Source organism: Ruegeria sp. 6PALISEP08 (genome assembly GCF_001238295.1).
GTDB lineage: Bacteria > Pseudomonadota > Alphaproteobacteria > Rhodobacterales > Rhodobacteraceae > Ruegeria.
The window spans coordinates 138786-156943 of record NZ_LGXZ01000002.1; the positions used below are offsets into that span (position 1 = coordinate 138786).

General features: G+C 57.3%; 17 protein-coding genes and 2 tRNA genes. 10 read left to right on the plus strand and 9 right to left on the minus strand.

The genetic code is table 11. The annotated features are described in order from the left end of the window. Position 1 precedes the first annotated feature (1 nt). On the plus strand, positions 2–601 hold the full coding sequence (locus ALB80_RS03805) for a TadE/TadG family type IV pilus assembly protein (RefSeq protein WP_050602704.1): 600 nt from the start codon (positions 2–4) through the stop codon (positions 599–601). Here ALB80_RS03805 and ALB80_RS03810 read toward each other — a convergent pair. Beyond that, on the minus strand, positions 560–1042 hold the full coding sequence (locus tag ALB80_RS03810; RefSeq protein ID WP_172677854.1) for a hypothetical protein: 483 nt from the start codon (positions 1040–1042) through the stop codon (positions 560–562). The two genes, ALB80_RS03805 and ALB80_RS03810, sit on opposite strands and share 42 nt — an antisense overlap. A 157-nt stretch (positions 1043–1199) precedes the next feature. Here ALB80_RS03810 and ALB80_RS03815 point away from each other — a divergent pair, with 157 nt between their 5' ends. Then, entirely contained in the window at positions 1200–2111 is a 912-nt protein-coding gene (locus ALB80_RS03815; RefSeq protein WP_050602706.1) for a pirin family protein, read from the plus strand. Between the two features lie 21 nt (positions 2112–2132). On the opposite strand, the gene ALB80_RS03820 is transcribed toward ALB80_RS03815, so the two are convergent. Next, positions 2133–2720 (minus strand): TetR/AcrR family transcriptional regulator, encoded by a 588-nt coding sequence (locus ALB80_RS03820; protein WP_050602707.1) that lies wholly within the window; start codon positions 2718–2720, stop codon positions 2133–2135. Between the two features lie 104 nt (positions 2721–2824). Here ALB80_RS03820 and ALB80_RS03825 point away from each other — a divergent pair, with 104 nt between their 5' ends. The 6 genes from ALB80_RS03825 to ALB80_RS03850 all read left to right on the plus strand — a co-directional run bounded on the left by ALB80_RS03825 (position 2825) and on the right by ALB80_RS03850 (position 7647). After that, the gene (locus ALB80_RS03825; protein WP_050602708.1) at positions 2825–3073 is read left to right on the plus strand and encodes a hypothetical protein; all 249 of its coding nucleotides are present in this window, start codon (positions 2825–2827) and stop codon (positions 3071–3073) included. Between the two features lie 126 nt (positions 3074–3199). Next, positions 3200–4486 (plus strand): homoserine dehydrogenase, encoded by a 1287-nt coding sequence (locus tag ALB80_RS03830; protein ID WP_050602709.1) that lies wholly within the window; start codon positions 3200–3202, stop codon positions 4484–4486. 69 nt (positions 4487–4555) lie between these two features. Then, positions 4556–5539, plus strand: coding sequence for a class II fructose-bisphosphatase (gene glpX / locus ALB80_RS03835; RefSeq protein ID WP_050602710.1), 984 nt, complete (start codon positions 4556–4558; stop codon positions 5537–5539). A 93-nt stretch (positions 5540–5632) separates the two neighbouring features. Continuing rightward, positions 5633–7375, plus strand: coding sequence for a single-stranded-DNA-specific exonuclease RecJ (gene recJ / locus ALB80_RS03840; protein ID WP_050602711.1), 1743 nt, complete (start codon positions 5633–5635; stop codon positions 7373–7375). A 98-nt stretch (positions 7376–7473) separates the two neighbouring features. Further along, positions 7474–7548, plus strand: a tRNA-Glu gene (locus ALB80_RS03845). Between the two features lie 24 nt (positions 7549–7572). Beyond that, positions 7573–7647, plus strand: a tRNA-Glu gene (locus ALB80_RS03850). Positions 7648–7656: 9 nt separating this feature from the next. Here ALB80_RS03850 and ALB80_RS03855 read toward each other — a convergent pair. The 7 genes from ALB80_RS03855 to ALB80_RS03885 are packed head-to-tail and all read right to left on the minus strand — an operon-like array spanning position 7657 to position 15043. Beyond that, positions 7657–9498, minus strand: coding sequence for a V-type ATP synthase subunit A (locus tag ALB80_RS03855; RefSeq protein WP_050602712.1), 1842 nt, complete (start codon positions 9496–9498; stop codon positions 7657–7659). Next, positions 9495–10187, minus strand: coding sequence for a hypothetical protein (locus ALB80_RS03860; RefSeq protein ID WP_050602713.1), 693 nt, complete (start codon positions 10185–10187; stop codon positions 9495–9497). Before ALB80_RS03860 ends, ALB80_RS03855 begins: the two co-directional genes overlap by 4 nt. 1 nt (position 10188) lies before the next feature. Continuing rightward, entirely contained in the window at positions 10189–10866 is a 678-nt protein-coding gene (locus ALB80_RS03865) for a hypothetical protein (RefSeq protein WP_050602714.1), read from the minus strand. Beyond that, on the minus strand, positions 10866–11309 hold the full coding sequence (locus ALB80_RS03870; RefSeq protein ID WP_050602715.1) for an ATP synthase subunit C: 444 nt from the start codon (positions 11307–11309) through the stop codon (positions 10866–10868). Before ALB80_RS03870 ends, ALB80_RS03865 begins: the two co-directional genes overlap by 1 nt. Beyond that, positions 11306–13102: a V-type ATP synthase subunit I gene (locus tag ALB80_RS03875; protein ID WP_050602716.1), complete on the minus strand. Its 1797-nt coding sequence runs from the start codon at positions 13100–13102 to the stop codon at positions 11306–11308. The genes ALB80_RS03870 and ALB80_RS03875 overlap by 4 nt, the downstream gene beginning before the upstream one ends. Then, positions 13099–13704, minus strand: coding sequence for a V-type ATP synthase subunit D (locus ALB80_RS03880; protein WP_050602717.1), 606 nt, complete (start codon positions 13702–13704; stop codon positions 13099–13101). The genes ALB80_RS03875 and ALB80_RS03880 overlap by 4 nt, the downstream gene beginning before the upstream one ends. Next, entirely contained in the window at positions 13682–15043 is a 1362-nt protein-coding gene (locus tag ALB80_RS03885; protein WP_050603010.1) for a V-type ATP synthase subunit B, read from the minus strand. Before ALB80_RS03885 ends, ALB80_RS03880 begins: the two co-directional genes overlap by 23 nt. A 243-nt stretch (positions 15044–15286) precedes the next feature. Between ALB80_RS03885 and ALB80_RS03890 the strand changes: the two genes are divergently transcribed. Both ALB80_RS03890 and ALB80_RS03895 read left to right on the plus strand, forming a co-directional pair. Then, entirely contained in the window at positions 15287–17026 is a 1740-nt protein-coding gene (locus ALB80_RS03890; RefSeq protein WP_050602718.1) for an ABC transporter substrate-binding protein, read from the plus strand. 81 nt (positions 17027–17107) lie between these two features. Beyond that, positions 17108–18157 carry an ABC transporter ATP-binding protein gene (locus ALB80_RS03895; protein WP_050602719.1) on the plus strand — a complete coding sequence of 350 codons (1050 nt, stop codon included), beginning with the start codon at positions 17108–17110 and terminating at the stop codon, positions 18155–18157. Position 18158: the final 1 nt, after the last annotated feature.

Sequence of the window (18158 nt, forward strand, 5' to 3'; positions counted from 1 at the left end):
GATGACTGTACTCAAAAAAGTCAAAAGCCGGATCAGTGCATTCAAGCAAGATGAAAGTGGTATCCTGACTGTCGAAGCCCTCATGATCTTTCCGCTGTTGCTGTGGACGATAACGTTTACCTTTACCGCCTTTGAAGGGTTTCGCCAAAGCGCGTCCAACCTTAAGGCGGCCTATACGGTTAGCGACCTCATCTCGCGTGAATCAACCGCGGTAACAGATGTTTATGTCGATTCGCTTCATGACCTGATGGGCGCAATGATCAACAACCGATCAGATGTTTTTGTTCGGATGTCGCTGATCCGCTTCGACGAAACAGATGATCGTCACTATGTGGATTGGTCGACTGTACGCGGGTATGACTCGGAATGGAACGATACCAACATTCACGAAATCAAAGACCGCCTTCCCCCGATGCCGGATCAGGATACGCTCATCTTGGTTGAAACTTCCAATGAGTATATTCCCACGTTTAAACCCGGTTGGGATTTCGCGACGGGTATCACCTTTAGAAACTTCATTTTCACGCGACCCCGATTTGGCACTAAAGTTGCCTGTGACCTAGTCCGTCCCCCGGTCGTTTGTGTGGACAATCAGCCCTAAGGCTTCTGACATAAACTTGGCCTCGGCGGCAGCTGTCATGCCGCCCACGCCAACCCTGCGGCCCACGCGCCACCACAGACCGGGCGCCCAACGGTTCGGCATTTTGTGACGCATACGAACCAGAAAACCATTTGACGGTTTGAATGCGAAGACACCCCGATCCACGGCCTCGATGTTTTCCACTTTTGCAATGACTTCTCCGGACCCCGAACGTATCTCGGTCTGAGTCAGCTCTATGCAGTCTTCGGTTGCGCGCCAGACTGAATATGCCAGCCAAAGCGACGCTCCGCCGATTGCAAACAGGAAGATTTGCCACACCGGTTCGGGTGGCGATACCACGGCGACGTAAGTCACCAAGACCCCGACCGTCGTCAACATCCCTACCCCGGCCCAACGTCTGGGCGTGGATGCCTGAATCGTTGCCAGCACTTCGTCCTGCATGGAAGCCTCCTGTTTCATCCCACTCGACTTAGCTACTTTGAACGAGAAACAACAGAGGTTTGCTTGCGCTGCAAATTCGCACAGGTTTGGTTTATTTGCGCAAATTGACTGCATGAGCGCAGAACTTAAATGCTGCTCAAACGAACCGGAGGTTACCATGTCTCTCAGACCTACATTGGAAACGCGCAAGGCTATTCCCACGATGGAAGGGGCCGGTGTAAAGCTGCATCGTGCATTCGGGTTTCGGGACCCATCGGAACTGGACCCTTTCCTACTGTTCGACGATTTTCGAAACGATCGGCCACAGGACTATCAGGCCGGGTTTCCCTGGCATCCGCATCGGGGGATCGAAACGATCACCTATGTTCTGGCTGGATCGGTCGAGCATTCCGATTCATTGGGCAACACTGGCACCTTAGGTGCTGGCGATGTGCAATGGATGACGGCGGGCTCAGGTATTTTGCATCAGGAAATGCCGCACGGAAACGCCTCGGGCCAGATGCACGGATTCCAACTGTGGGGCAACCTGCCTTCAGACCAGAAGATGACCGCCCCTCGGTATCAGGATGTTCAAAGCAAGGACATTCCCGAAATCACCGATGACGACGGCACGACCGTGCGGGTGATTGTCGGAGAATTCTGGGGCAAAACCGGGCCTGTAGATGGTATCGCGGCAGACCCGCAATACCTGGACATCTCTGTCCCGGCAGGTGTGAAAAAGACGTTTCGGATCGACACCTATCGCCGGGCTTTCGCCTATGTGTTTCAGGGCCAGGCCGCCTTTGCCGACGCATCGCAGCCGGCAGGAGTGCTCTTGGAGAAAGAGGTCGCAGGGCAAGAGGTCAACATCCGCGACATGTCCGGCGACAGGACCCTTGTTCGTTTTGGCACCGGGGATGAAATCACGGTTCAGGCAGGCCCGGAAGGTGTTCGGTTCCTGTTGATATCTGGCGCTCCAATCGATGAGCCAGTCGCATGGCATGGTCCCATCGTGATGAACACCCGGACCGAACTGGAACAGGCGTTTCGGGAACTGCGAAACGGGACGTTCATTCGCCCCGCGCACTAGCATAATGGCGGTCTGACCTTGTCAGGCCGTCACCGCTTTGTGCACCATGTTCCAATAGATCTGTTCGACCTCATCCAGCGACAGTCGGCCACCGGATCGGTACCAGGTCATTACACCGTTCAACATGGCAATCACAGCAAGCGTTGCAATCTTGGTATCCGGTATCGCAAACTGACCGGCCTGTTGTCCGGTGTGAAGGATGTTTTCCAGTGCGTTTTCGTACTGTCGGCGAAGGTCCTCAATTTCAGCAAAGTTCTCAGGCGTAAGGTTTCGCAACTCCATATACGCGATAAAGACTTCATCGGGGCGTTGCAGGTGGAACCGGATATGGAACCCCACGAAATGGCGCAGCGCTTCTTGTGCGTCTTGGCCTTGCTGCAAGTCACCAAGTGCCGAAAGCAGCTCTTGCATATGTTCCCGCATCAACCGGAACAACAAATGTTGCTTGTCAGGTGTGTAGTTGTACAACGCCCCGGCCTGCACGCCGACTTCTTTTGCGATTTGCCGCATCGAAACGGCCGCATAGCCGTGACGCGCAAACAGGTTCAGTGCGGCCTTGCGAATGCGTGGGCCGGTTATGTCGGAATGAGAGCCTTGAGTTCGTGCCATGCACCCACAATATATGAACAATCGTTCAGATAGAACCCCGCTTGATCGACGGTGCCAAAACGTGCATCACAATGGGGCACGTAACACCAGAAAAAGCGCACCCAATGAAACTGCTGCCATTACTGCCGTTTGTTCTTCTTTGCGCCGGATGCGCAGATTTCCCCGAGTTGGAAGGCAGCGAAGCGGCCTCGGTCAAAAAAGCCCCCTACCCGCGCCTTGTTCCATTGCAAGAAACACTAGGGCCTGCCATTGATCCGGTCAGCGAGGCTGCAGCGGTTGAAGACGACCTGACACAGCGCAGCGAAGCATTGGCGCAAAAGGCAGAAGCGCTGCAAAACGCACCCACCAACTAAAGCGCGGTATTTCACCCCTACAATTGCCCGGTGACGGATTGCACCCTTGGTCCGAACCCGATAAGGCAGCGCTGATCGGACAAACGTCCGAATTCAGTTAGATTCCGGCGGAAAGGGACACACGACATGACACAGGCACTGCGGCTGGGAATTGCGGGCTTGGGAACAGTCGGCGTCGGTGTCGTCAAGATTGTCCGCCGCCATGCCGACTTGCTGAAAGCGCGCACAGGCCGTTCGATTGAGATCGCGGCTGTGTCTGCACGAGATCCCAACAAAGATCGCGGTGTAAACCTGTCGGGTTATGCCTGGGAAACCGATCCAGTCGCGTTGGCGAAACGCGACGATATCGATGTTTATGTCGAGTTGATGGGTGGCGAAAACGGCCCCGCCAAAGCTTCGGTCGAGGCGGCCTTGGCCGCGGGCAAAGATGTTGTCACTGCCAACAAGGCATTGTTGGCCATCCACGGTCAGGAGTTGGCAGAACAGGCCGAGGCCGCGGGTCGTGTCATCCGCTTTGAGGCTGCAGTTGCTGGCGGCATCCCGGTGATCAAAACCCTCACCGAAGGTCTGGCCGGAAACGAGATCACCCGCGTCATGGGCGTGATGAACGGCACCTGCAACTACATCCTGACACGGATGCAATCGCAGCGTCAGGGATATAATGCCCTGTTCGATGAGTGCGCCGAACTTGGGTACCTGGAAGCCGACCCCAATCTGGACGTGGGCGGTATCGACGCGGCGCATAAACTGGCATTGCTTGCCTCAATCGCCTTTGGCACCAAACCAAATTTTAACGGCATCGAGATTGAAGGTATTCAGCAAATCAGCCTCGACGATATCGATCAGGCCGAAGACATGGGCTTTCGCATCAAGCTGCTGGGTGTCGCGCAGCGCACCGCGCGCGGACTTGAGCAACGTATGCAACCTTGCCTCGTTCCTAGCGACTCACCTCTGGGTCAGTTGGAGGGTGGCACCAATATGGTGGTGATCGAAGGCGACTCGGTCGAACAGGTCGTGTTGCGTGGTCCCGGAGCAGGCGAAGGTCCAACAGCCAGCGCCGTGATGGGCGATGTTTGCGATCTGGCGCGTGGACTGCAAATCCCGACCTTTGGCCGGCCTGCCACCTCGCTCGAGGCCGCCAAACCGGCCGTCACCGGACTGCCTGCGCCCTATTATTTGCGGCTGGGCCTGTTGGACAAACCGGGTGCACTGGCCAAGGTGGCTGCCATTTTGGGCGATGCCGGTGTTTCGATCGACAGGATGCGCCAGTATGCCCATGCTGAAAGCACAGCGCCTGTACTGATCGTCACTCACAAAACCACCCGCGCCGCACTGGACGTTGCGCTGGACGGGTGCCGAAACACGGATGTGGTGGCAGGTGAGCCTGTTGCTTTGCGGATTGAAGAGGTTTGATCTTGCGGCCTGCATGAAACGCAAGCTATGCCGGTAGAAACGGCTTTACTGATCAAGGGATACTGAACAATGAGTGCTGCCAGAACCGATTTTAACGACCGCCTGCTGTCTCTGGGGCTTGCAAGGGTGGCGGAACAGGCTGCACTGGCCTCGGCCTCGCTGGTGGGGCGTGGCGATGAGAAAGCCGCCGATCAGGCAGCCGTAAACGCCATGCGCGAACAGCTGAACCTGCTGGACATTGCTGGCGTCGTGGTGATCGGTGAAGGTGAACGCGATGAAGCACCGATGCTGTATATCGGTGAAGAGGTCGGCACTGGAAGCGGCCCCGGTGTGGACATCGCGCTGGACCCACTGGAAGGCACCACGCTGACTGCCAAGGATATGCCCAACGCGCTGACCGTGATCGCCATGGGCCCTCGTGGATCGATGCTGCACGCGCCGGACGTTTACATGGACAAGCTGGCTGTTGGTCCGGGTTTGCCCGAGGGCGTGGTCGACCTGGACATGTCCCCGCGAGAACGGGTGGAAGCTCTGGCAAAGGCCAAGGACTGCAAACCGGCCGACATCACCGTTTGCATTCTGGAGCGCCCCCGCCACGAAGCGATGATTGCCGAGGTACGCGAAACCGGTGCCTCGATCCGCCTGATAACCGATGGTGACGTGGCTGGCGTCATGCATTGTGCCGAAAGTGAAGTGACCGGCATCGACATGTATATGGGTCAGGGTGGCGCACCCGAAGGTGTTCTGGCTGCCGCGGCCCTGAAGTGTATGGGCGGTCAGATCTTTGGTCGTCTGGTGTTCCGCAACGATGACGAACGTGGTCGGGCCGCCAAGGCAGGCATCACCGATCTGGACCGTGTGTATGCGCGCGATGAGATGGTCACTGCGGATGTCATTTTTGCCGCAACGGGTGTGACTGGCGGTTCGTTGCTGCCGCGCATCAAACGCGAACCGGGTTGGGTTGAAACCACGACGCTGCTGATGCGGTCGAAAACCGGGTCGGTGCGCCGCATGTCCTATCGCACGCCCACATGGCCACACGACGAGGCGTAACGGCTTGCGCCTTTACCTTCGGCGAGAGTATTTCTGAAAAGATGAAGAGGCCGGATCCGCAAGGGTCCGGCCTTGGCGCACAAGAGGCGGGACATGAGTTTTCTTGGGGTTGAGCAATCGTTGACAGGGCGGCGTTGGGTTGGTCCCACCGCCGAGGTAGAGCGCGCCTCTGAGATGATGGCACAACAGACCGGCCTGCCACGCGCGGTGTGTCAGGTTCTGGCCCGACGCGGCGTACCGGTTATGGAGGCACGCAGCTTTCTGGACCCCAAACTCAAGGAATTGCTGCCTGACCCTCGTGCGATGAAAGACATGGAGGCTGCGGCGGCACGCTTTCTGGCAGCTGTTCGACATGTCCAGAAGATCGCTGTGTTTGCGGATTACGATGTCGACGGCGGCAGCTCTGCCGCGTTGCTGCTGGTCTGGCTGCGGCAGATGGGCCTGCAGGCGACGCTGTATGTGCCCGACCGGATAGATGAAGGGTACGGCCCCAATGTGCCCGCCATGCGGGACCTGGCGGCGGCGCATGACCTGATCATATGCGTCGATTGCGGGACGCTCAGCCATGATCCGATCGCAGCGGCCAAAGGGGCCGACGTAATCGTGCTGGATCATCACCTTGGCGGCGAGACGCTGCCGGATTGCGTCGCTGTCGTGAACCCCAACCGACAGGATGAAAGCGGTGATCTGGGCTATCTGTGTGCGGCGGGCGTTGTGTTTCTGATGCTGGTCGAAGCCGGACGCCAATTGCGCGAAGCCGGCACAAAAGGGCCGGATCTGATGTCCATGCTGGATCTGGTGGCGTTGGCCACTGTGGCCGATGTTGCACCTCTGATCGACGCCAATCGCGCTCTGGTTCGGCAAGGCTTGAAGGTGATGGCGCAGCGGCAGCGCCCCGGTCTTGTGGCCCTGTCCGATGTCTCACGCATGGGTACGGCGCCGAACAGCTACCACCTTGGTTTCCTACTTGGTCCCCGCGTGAACGCAGGCGGGCGGATCGGTCAGGCCGATTTGGGTGCGCGATTGTTGAGCACAGAGTCCCTGCACGAAGCACAGGCCTTGTCCGAACGTCTGGACGCTTTGAACACGGAACGTCGTGACATTGAAAACGCGGTTCGCGCCGCTGCGATGGAGCAGGCCGAGGACCGCGGTATGGACGCGCCATTGGTGTGGGCAGCAGGTGAAGGCTGGCACCCCGGCGTGGTGGGGATTGTGGCCTCGCGCCTGAAGGAAACCGCCAACCGTCCGGCCATCGTGATCGGCTTTGACGGCGAAGAAGGCAAAGGTTCCGGACGATCGGTTTCGGGCGTTGATCTCGGGGCTTCAATCCAGCGCCTCGCCGCCGAAGGGCTGCTGGTTAAGGGCGGCGGTCATAAAATGGCGGCGGGTCTGACGGTGATGCGCGACAAGCTTGAACCTGCAATGGAACGTCTGAGCGAATTGCTGGCCAAACAAGGGGCCGGTCAGAGTGGCCCGGCCGACCTGGAACTGGATGGCACGCTCATGCCCGGTGCGGCAACGGTTGATCTGATCGAACAGGTTGAACAGGCAGGCCCATTTGGGGCTGCGGCCCCTGCCCCGCGCTATGCTTTGCCGGATCTGCAGGTGCGCTTTGCCAAACGTGTGGGGGAAACGCATCTGAAGCTGTCGCTCGCCGATGGCATGGGTGGTGGGCTGGACGCAATTGCTTTTGGTGCCTTTGATGGACCGATGGGTGAGAAGCTGTCAAATCATGGTGGCGCGCGCTTCCATTTCGCGGGTCGGCTTGAGGTGAACACATGGGGCGGACGTCAATCCGTGCAACTCAGGCTGGAGGATGCAGCAGAGGCCAATTGACACTCTGCGGCAGTGGCCCAAAAAACTTTCACATCCCTGCATTTTTCCGCTTGCGGGGGTCACGGTGAAACCGTAAAAGGCCCTCCACAAGCCAGCGTGGCCCGTTCGTCTATCGGTTAGGACGCCAGGTTTTCAACCTGGAAAGAGGGGTTCGATTCCCCTACGGGCTACCACTTGTGCTTGTGCCAGTACCATTTGGCCCGTTCGTCTATCGGTTAGGACGCCAGGTTTTCAACCTGGAAAGAGGGGTTCGATTCCCCTACGGGCTACCATTTACTTCTTTAAATTTCGAACTTTTCGCGACACAGAGCTTCGATCTGCGTCCAGATCGATTTGTATTCCGGCGTGTTTTCCGCCGCATAGTGGAAATTCTTCATCAATCCGGTCAGCTGCGTAAACACTTGTCGCACTTCGCCCTTGTCCGAGAAGGCGGCCGTGGATTGTGTGACTTCATAGACAAGCTTGAACGTCATTCTCTGCCGCTCCAGCGGTACGGTCGCATCAACCTTGTCGAAGGCGTCCTGCTGCAGATAAACCATATCGACAAACAGAGCCTTTTGCTGCGTTACAAAATCGTCGATTGTGACGCCCTCTTCTCCCGTGACCTGCATCATCTGATCAACCTGTTCACCCTTTTCGATCAGGGCGAGAAGGGCGCGCACTTTGTCTGTCCAGCCTGGTTCGGCATTCTTGTCGTACCAGTGAGACAACTGGTCCGAGTACCGAGACCAGCTGAGCATCGGATCAACGGCTGGATAAAAGCGCTTATAGGCGCGCTCGGAAGACAGGCCGAGGAAGCACTTGACCGTGGACAGTGTGGATTGCGTCACCGGCTCGTCAAAGTTGCCGCCAGCAGGTGAAACCGTTCCGATCAGCGTCAGGCTGCCCAGATCACCGTCATTGGTTTTCAAGGCTCCTGCGCGCTCGTACAACCCTTTGATCGAGCTTTCCAGATAGGCGGGGAATCCTTCCTCACCCGGGATCTCCTCGAGCTTGCCAGAGGTTTCACGCATGGCTTGCGCCCAGCGGCTGGTACTGTCCGCGATCAGCAGCACGTCATAGCCCATCTGACGGTAGTATTCGCCCAACGTAATTCCGGTGAAGATCGATGCTTCGCGCGCAGCAACCGGCATGGAGGACGTGTTACAGATGATGATCGTTCTGTCCATCAGGCTACCGCCCGTGGTCGGATCGGTCATCTTCGGAAATTCCGCGATGGTCTCAACCACCTCACCCGCGCGCTCACCGCAGGCCACAACGATCACGATGTCCACTTTCGCATTCCGCGCAATCAGGTTCTGCAGCACGGTCTTGCCTGCCCCGAAAGGCCCAGGAATACAGGCGGTTCCGCCGCGGGCGATCGGGAAGAATGTGTCGATCAGACGTTGCGAGGTCAGAACGGGTTCGGTCGGATACAGGCGCTCTGACAAGGTGCGTTTCAAGATGTTTTCCGGCAATGGCCGCCGAACCGGCCACTTCTGCGAAAGTTTCAAAGTATGCTCGCCGCCGTTTTCGTCTTCCAGACGGGCCACAATGTCTTGGATCGTGGCCGCACCCTTTTGCACCCAGACGACCTTGTAAGTGCCGGACCAATTGAACGGCAGCATGATCTTGTGGCTAAAGTGGCCCTCGGGCACCGTCCCGATACTGTCCCCGGCAGTTACTGTGTCGCCAACCTTGACCGAGGGCGTAAAGGACCATTTTGCCAGCTCATCCAACGGTGCCACATCTGCGCCGCGCGGCAAGAAGGTGCCGAATTCAGCGGCCACTTTCGGCAGAGGCGACTGCAACCCGTCAAACACCTGCCCCAGAAGTCCCGGCCCCAGCTCAACCGACAGCAACTGACCCGATTGCTCAACCAGGTCGCCAACGGCCACCCCGTCGGTGCTTTCATAGACTTGTACGTCCGCGGTGTCGCCACGCACACGCAGCACCTCGGCTTTCAGACGTTCCTGACGCCCACCGGGGCCGGGGCGTGATGGCAGGATGAATACAACTTCGTTTTTGACCAATTGGCCGGGCTGACCGGTCGCGTCCGGGTTGGCCTGTATCTTCACAAGCCCTTCCTGAACCGAGACGACACATGCGGTCGACGTTTGCTTAGCTGAGGTTGGGGCCGTCATGCGCTTGCTCCCTCAAAATAGATATCGGCGACATCGGCCATCGCCTGCTGCGCCAGTTTCTCAAATCTCTTGGCCGCTTCCGTGGCGCTGCTTTGCGCCCAGCGGTCGAAAATGTTCCAGATCAGGACGTAGATCGCGACCGCCTCAAAATCAAACATGTGGCGAGCTGCATATCGCTTGAGTTGCTTGTGGCTGATCAACAAAAGCAGACGTTCCAGACCAAGCGGATCTTCGTCTTCGAGCAATTGGTGCGCCTCTTTCAACCATGGCATCGGGGTATCAAGCCCAAATGTAGGATCGGCCCAGTGGGCTGGAATATGGCAGCTCCATCGTCCCACGCCGAATGATCCTGAAGGCGCGGGGTCTCCGCGTTTTCTCAGGCGCAGTGCTGCAACTACCGAGCGTAGCTCCATGCGTTCCATGAAGAGCTTGCGCAATGTGGGTTGCGGGATGTTTTGCAACGCCTGTTTGCAGCGCTGGATCGCCTGAACGTCTGTGACATCCATGTCATAGGCACTCCAGCTCAGCGTGTGCTCCAGCACATTCAAGACCTCGGCATCTTTTGCTGTCAGAGCCGTCAACCGACGCTCGAGCCTGATACGCGACAGCGGCGGCTGTTTGGCAACAAACAACCGTTCCGAGCCCGGAAGACTGCACATCAACGCGATATAGGCGTCCTGTCCTGACATCTCAGCGGATGACCCCTTCCAGCACAGCACGGAACCGGGGTTGCAAATGCTCCATCAACAACGAAGCGACAGCCTTGTCGGTCAGGTCCAGCACGACTCCCTGATCTTCCGCCCGAACGCGAATACCTTCCTGAGTGTTGTCTGCCACGTGCAGTTCAACATTCTCGCGCAGCATCTTCGCCGTCAGTCCAAGAACGTACTTCGTCAATTGGCCCGATTGAATGTCATCAGCGTTTTGCTTGATGTCTTCTTGCGTTGCGACCTTGGCGGGCAAAATGACCTGAACCTTGCCGTCAAGGCTGGCACCTTCCCCGGCCCGGCCGACAACCTCAAGTATCATTTGCTTGAGAAGCTCAGGATCGGACATTTCTTTGGTGACAAGACGTTCAACATCTTCCTTGAAGCGATCCGTCAGGCCGGCCTTCATGGTCAGCACGGCATCCCGCATCGCGGTGTTCAACGCTTCTTCACCCGCAGACCGGTAGTTGTCGGATTCTGTGCGTGCTTTCTTCTTGAACTCTTCAGCTTCGCGTTTTGCATCCGCTAAAATGCGCGCAGCCTCGGCCTTGGCATCGTCGCGCAGCTTCTCGGCTTCGGCCTGACCGGCAGCTACCCCATCATTGCGCAGCTTGTCGATCAGGGCGTCAACGCCATGCGAAATCGTTCCGTTCTGTGCCATCAGCTGATCCCCGCACTAATGACCAGAGCGAACACAAAGGCAAAAACACCAAAGCCTTCGATGATCGCTGCCGGTGCAAGCGCAAGGCCAAAGATCTCGGGCTTTTCCTTGGTGGCGTTGATCGCAGCGGCACAAGCCCGGCCCTGCCAGATGCCGCAATACATAAGGGCAATTCCAGACAAAATGCCGATGCCAAACAGACCTCCTGCGTTTTCCGGCGTCACGTCACGGTTCAGGGTGAACATGATGACAATTCCATAGATCACCATCGTTGACGGAAAGGCGGAAACACCAACAAAACGGCCATAGCCACCTTCGGTTTCTGTCATGGCCCCGATGCTGGCCATCCCGGCGATCGAGCACCCTATGGCGCTTGACGCAGCCCCCAACGCCATTGGCGCGTAGATGCCCAGCCAACCCAGTGTGAGAACAAGCTCATTCATTCCTGAACCTCCTTGCGGGCAAACGGACGAAAGACGATGCCTTCATCCGGCAGACCCCATTTAAAGAATTCGATGTAATTGAGACGTAAGCCGTGGACGACGCCGCTCATCATGGCGAGGGCGAAATTCAAAACGTGACCGGTGATCAGGATCAGCAACCCAAACAGAATGCCCGGCCCTTTGAGCGCGTGCATGACGGAAACGGCCAAATCGTTGAACGTGATCGCCAGCGAGGCCGAAGCAAGGCCCAGCGCGAACAGGCGCATATAACTTAGCACGTCGCCAAAGGCGCCCATCGCTCCGGCAAGGCTTTGAAATCCTTCGATCAGCCGCCATATCCAATCTGTCGGCTTTCGGATGATCCTTTCGCTGGAAAACAAAACAATCGCGACAACACCAACGATCAAAGTAGATGTGCCGGGCACAGGTGATTTGCCGTTCATATAGCTGAGCCATAGGGTAAACCCGCCGATCAGAGCAGCAATCCAACCCAGATTGGCGATCGCCTTGCGTTGCCCCCACGCGGCACGGGCCGCCAGAGCGTTGGCCAGAACCAGATGCAAGACACCAACCACAATCGAGACCATCATCATTGCGCCGAAATTGTTCAAATCCAAAACCTTGAGCTTTGCCCAAATCGAGCCAGCAGACGGGGACGCCCCAAAATAGCTCCCAACCATGACGCCGTACAGAATCGTAGCCCCCGAAATAATCAGACCAAAGCGGCGCCAGGACCTTAGACCAGCTGTGCCATCCATCCGCTTCCAAAACGCCAGCAGCCCCAAAAGGATGACCGCGCCATATCCGGCATCCGCGACAATCATGGCAAAGAAGATCGCGAAGGATGCCGAGACGATGACACTCGGATCCCAATCCTGATACCCGGGCACCTGATAGAACAGCGCCAGATCAACAGCGGCACTGCGGTTTTCAGGCTGCTCCAACAATGTCGGAGGCGTGTCGTCCGGGCCCGGCTCTTCAATCAATGCAGCTGACCCTTTGGAATGCGCCATGTCCAGAACTGCGTCTATCCGATCCTTAGGCACCCACCCCTGCAACGCAAACATGGCTTCTGCGTCGCGTACTTTCTGCGTTGCATGGGCCAGTTCGGCGGCGCTCTCGGCGACGGACAGGTTCTGACGCATCAGGGTCAGATAGCGGGTTTGCGCCACACGCTCAGCTTCGAGCGCCTCCAGCGCGATTTCAGCCTCTTCCAGCTGCGCTTCAAGCTCGTGAATGGGCAACGAGCCAACATGCGTGCGCGAGATCGGAAGAATATCGTCGTCAGGTTCATCGGGCGAGATCAGCACAGCGTAGAGAAATCTGTGGTCTTCTTCCAATATGGCCCAGGGCAGTTTGACTTCTGACAAAGCCTCACGATGCTTCAATGGAAGCTGATAGAACCACAGCCGATTACCAGCCAAAACATCTGTTGGCGGGAAGTCCAAATCGCCCCACGGCCGCACCTGAGCAATACGATGTACCAGAAAGTCCCGCCGGTCCATTGTATCCCGAGTACGCTGCATGAGGTCAGTCACTTCATACACGAAACGGTCCATGTCAAAATCGGGGTCTCGCTGAATCTGGCGCCGCGGTTCAGGAACTTCTGTAAGGAAACGCAACGCTTTATACGCTTCTCTTGCACCACGCTCGCTGATCTTTTCAGGTTCATTCGGTGGCGGAACAAGCGGAAGAACGTGCATACAGCCGAGGTCCTGTAACGCCTCAAGCGTGTCCGCCTTGTGTGTTGCCGGACCTACCAGAGACATCTTTTTCAAACGCGCCACACTCATGCCAAAGCCTCCTGCGCGTGTTTGCGCTTTGAAATCTTCGACCGCACCACCGCCTGCATCTGTTCGTCGCTCAGATAGATGCGGATCTTTTTGATATTGGCTTTGGCGCGCGGGATCAGAACCTTTTCGAATAGGTTGACCCGCTGCGTAATCGTGGCCACTGCCTTGTCGAAAATGCGTACGCGTTCTTCGGCAATTTTGACCCGCAGGCGCGCTTCGATCATATCGTGCAGCAACTGCGCGGCGGCATCAACCCAATGGGGTTTGGCAAGTACGGAATACGGACGGACGACAACTTCGATCCGGTCCAGGTCGGGCATCTTGACGCCCACTACGTTGACCTCTTTGACCTTGTAATCCCTAAGCTCAACCAGCCCATCCAGATCAATGCCCTGCTGGGCTAACATCGGAAGCTTTTCGCCAACCTGCTGCGCAAGGGCCTGCACCTCATCCTGAAGACGTTTGACATTCTCGCGCGCCTTCACCCGTTCCGCCATTAATTGCTGGCGCTTCAGGTCCAGCGACGGCAGAAACCGCTCATAGCTTTTCAGCTGTGTCTGCTGGCGCGCCAGTGACGACTTATTCAGCTGCAACCGCGCCATCGGTATCCTTTGGAAAATACTTGTCGATCAAGGCCTGTTTCATCAGCAACTGTTCCGGAGCGAAACATTCGGCCAGCGTTTTCCAGCCCAAGTCCAGCGCCTCCTCCAGAGGGATCGAAACGTTGATGTCCATGAACCGCGCACGGAATAAGGCGCCAAATTTCAGCAACTGATGGTCATAGTCTGACAGATCAAACGCCATCGCCTGTTTTTGCGCAGCGTCGCGGCTTTCGGAGTAGAAACGGATCATCGTGTTCATGATCTGACCGTGATCTTCGCGCGTGGTCTTGCCGATCACATTCTGCTTCAGGCGCGACAGGCTGCCAAAGGGATCAATCACACCCGAGTGCAGATATATCTGCCCTTCAGTGATATAGCCGGTGTTGTCAGGCACCGGATGGGTTACGTCATTGCCGGGCATTGTTGTCACAGTTAGAACCGTGACCGATCCGCCCTTGGCATAGTCACATGCCTTTTCATATCGGCGCGCCAACTGGGAATAGAGATCCCCCATATATCCGCGCTGCGACGGCACCCTTTCCTGGCTGATCCCCACCTCTTTCATCGCGTCGGCGTATGCTGTCATGTCAGTCAGCAGGACCAGGACACGCTTACCCTCTTCCACCGCAAACTTCTCGGCCACGGCCAAGGCCATGTCGGGCACCAGCAAACGTTCAACCAGAGGGTCCATCGCCTGATTGACGAACATGACAGAACGCGAAAACACGCCCGCATCCTCAAACGAGGTTCGGAACGTGTAATAATCATCAAAGATCAGCCCGAGCCCGCCAAAGACCACGATATCCGCGTCCGCCTGAATACCGATTCGGCTCAGGAAGGCGTTGAATGGCTCGCCCGAAACCGAAAAGATCGGGATCTTCTGGCTTTCAACCAGCGTGTTGAAAACGTCGATCATCGGCACATCGGTGCGGATCATTTTGTTGGGCACTGCGCGTTCAGCCGGGTTCACGGTCGGTCCACCGATGTCGATTCGCGGCTCGGAAGACAGATCTGGGCCACCGTCTATCGGTACCCCAGCGCCATCAAAGACCCGCCCCAGAATACTGGCAGAATACGGTGTTTGCATGGGGTGGCCAAGAAAGGTCGCTGTCGCCTCGGTCGAGATTCCCTTGGTGCCGGAAAACACCTGAAGCGTGACAACATCCCGGTCGATGAAGATCGCCTGCGCCAGCGTTTTACGGCCATCAACGGTCTCGATGACGGCGAGGTCGTTGAACCGAACAGCAGGGTTTCCGTCACTCTCAACCGGTACCCGAACCTTGATCGTGTCCCCAACAATTTCCAGAACTCGCGTGTACTTCAACAGGCTTCGGGACATCATCTATCCTCGCTGGTTCAAGTTGTTTTTTTCAAAGCGCGCCGCGTCGTTCACCGGCATTTTTTATAATAGTAGCTCCAGCTTACAACGAATTCACAAATTGGCAAATGAGTTCTATTTCACCCTTCCTCGGATACCTGATCGTCAATTACTAAAAATTTAGTTTGACACATACGCAAAAAATCGCTGATGCTGTCCGGCATCCGGTTTACGCCGGAAACCACAATCTTTGGGAGGAGACAGATGCGGAGACATCTACTTTCCGCAGTGGCGGCGGCTGCCGTCATTGCGGGGCACGGTCCTGCTTGGGCCGACGAAGCCGCAGCACAACGTTGGATCGACGACGAATTCCAGCCATCGACCTTGTCGAAAGACGAACAGATGGGTGAAATGCAGTGGTTCATCGAAGCTGCACAACCCTATGCTGGCATGGAAATCAACGTCCTGTCCGAGGGCATCCCGACCCATTCTTACGAGTCCGAGGTTCTGACCAAGGCATTCGAAGAAATCACTGGAATCAAGGTCAACCACCAGATCCTCGGTGAGGGCGAAGTGGTTCAGGCCGTTCAGACCCAGATGCAAACGGGCCGGAACCTGTATGACGGCTATGTCAACGACAGTGACCTGATCGGTACGCACTCGCGTCTGCAACTGGCCTACCCGCTAACCGACATGATGGGCGGCGACTGGGCGGGTACTACCTCGCCGACGCTAGATCTGGATGACTTCATGGGCATTCAGTTCACCACTGGTCCGGACGGCAAGCTGTATCAGCTGCCCGACCAGCAGTTTGCGAACCTCTACTGGTTCCGCAAAGACTGGTTCGATGATGAGGCAAACAAGGCCGCATTCAAGGAAAAGTATGGCTATGATCTGGGCGTTCCGGTCAACTGGTCGGCCTATGAGGACATCGCCGAGTTCTTCACCAATGACGTGAAAGAAGTCGACGGTGTGACGATCTACGGCCACATGGACTACGGCAAGCGCGCGCCTGACCTGGGCTGGCGTATGACCGACGCCTGGCTGTCGATGGCTGGTGCCGGCGATGTGGGTGAACCCAATGGTATCCCCGTCGACGAATGGGGCATCCGCATGGAAGCGGGCACCTGTAACCCGGTCGGTGCTTCTGTGTCGCGTGGTGGTGCAGCGAACGGTCCAGCGGCGGTCTATGCGATCCGCAAATGGGACGAATGGCTGCGGGCCTATGCGCCTCCGGGTGCGGCGTCTTATGACTTCTACCAGTCGCTGCCCGCGCTCAGCCAAGGCAATGTGGCCCAGCAGATCTTCTGGTACACTGCCTTTACCGCCGACATGGTGAAGCCGAAGTCAGAAGGCAACAACACCGTGGACGACGAAGGCACGCCGCTGTGGCGGATGGCACCCAGCCCGCATGGACCATACTGGGAAGATGGCCAGAAAGTTGGGTATCAAGACGTGGGTTCTTGGACGTTCCTGAAATCGACCCCCTCAGATCGTGCGCAGGCAGCTTGGCTTTATGCCCAGTTCGTGACGTCCAAGACTGTCGATGTGAAGAAGTCCCATGTGGGTCTGACCTTCATCCGCGACAGTTCGGTCAACCACGAGTCGTTCACCGAACGTGCACCCAAGCTGGGTGGTCTGGTCGAGTTCTATCGTTCGCCTGACCGTGTGGCATGGTCGCCGACCGGCATCAACGTTCCTGATTATCCGAAGCTGGCCCAGATCTGGTGGCAGCAGATCGGTGACGTGAACTCGGGCGCCTTCACCCCGCAAGAGGCGATGGATCGTCTGGCAGAAGAGATGGACATCACCATGGGCCGTATGCAGGCCGCAGATGAGGCTGCCAACGTCTATGGCGGTTGCGGACCGCGCCTGAACGAACCGCAGGATCCCGCCTTCTGGCTGGAAAAAGCAGGTTCACCCAAGGCCAAGCTTGAGAACGAAAAGCCGCAGGGCCAGACCGTCAACTATGACGAACTGGTTCAGCGCTGGCAGTCTCAGTAAGCTGTTGAAACCGGGGGTGCCGTTTGCGGCATCCCCACACCAAGGCCAGTGCGGTGCACTGAAGAACCGGAATCCACGGACATGATTGAACTTCAAGACGCGACCAAACGGGTCGGTAACGTCATCCATATTAAGCCCACGAACCTGGCGCTACAAACCGGCCATTTCAATGTGCTGCTGGGCGCGACGGGATCGGGCAAGACCTCTCTTATCAAGATGATGGCCGGGCTAGACCCGATCGCCTCGGGCAAGGTCCTGATGGATGGTCAGGACGTCACACGGCTGAACACGCAAAAGCGGCAGATCAGCCTGGTGCACCAGTTCTTCGTGAACTACCCGCATATGACCGTATTCGACAACATCGCCTCGCCGCTACGTGTGGCGGGCATGGCGAAATCTGAGATCGAAGGCCGAGTGGAAGAGGCCGCCGATCTGCTTCAATTACGCCCCATGCTGCACCGCCGCCCTCATGAGCTGTCAGGCGGGCAACAACAACGAACGGCACTGGCCCGCGCAATTGCGAAAGAGAGCCGCGCCGTGTTCCTTGATGAGCCGCTGGCCAACCTTGACTACAAACTGCGTGAAGAACTGCGCGAACAACTGCCTGATTTGTTCGCAGGCCGTGGCGCAGTCGTGGTTTACGCAACTTCAGAACCCGAAGAGGCCCTTTTGCTGGGCGGCTACACTGCATTGATGGAAGATGGCCGTGTGACCCAATTCGGTCCAACCGCAGACATCTACCGCAACCCTGAAAACATCGCCGCCGCGCGGGTGTTCTCGGACCCGCCGATCAACGTGGCGCAAATCTCCGTATCAGACGCACGGGCGCAGCTGGCAGGCGGTAGTGGCTGGGCAGTTTCTGACATGGCCGATGGAAAGTATATGGTCGCCGTGCGCCCTCATCGCGTGACGCCGTTCCGTACGTCTGACGCTGACGTAGAACTGACGGGCCGCGTGATCGTGACGGAACTGTCCGGTTCGGATTCCAGCGCGCATTTCCAACATGGGGATGACGCCTGGGTTTCACTGGCTACCGGTGTACACCCCTATCAGGTCGGCGAGGATCACAGTTTCTACATGAACCCGGCCCATTGCCGGTATTTCGACCAAGACGGCAAGAGGGTGGTCTGAC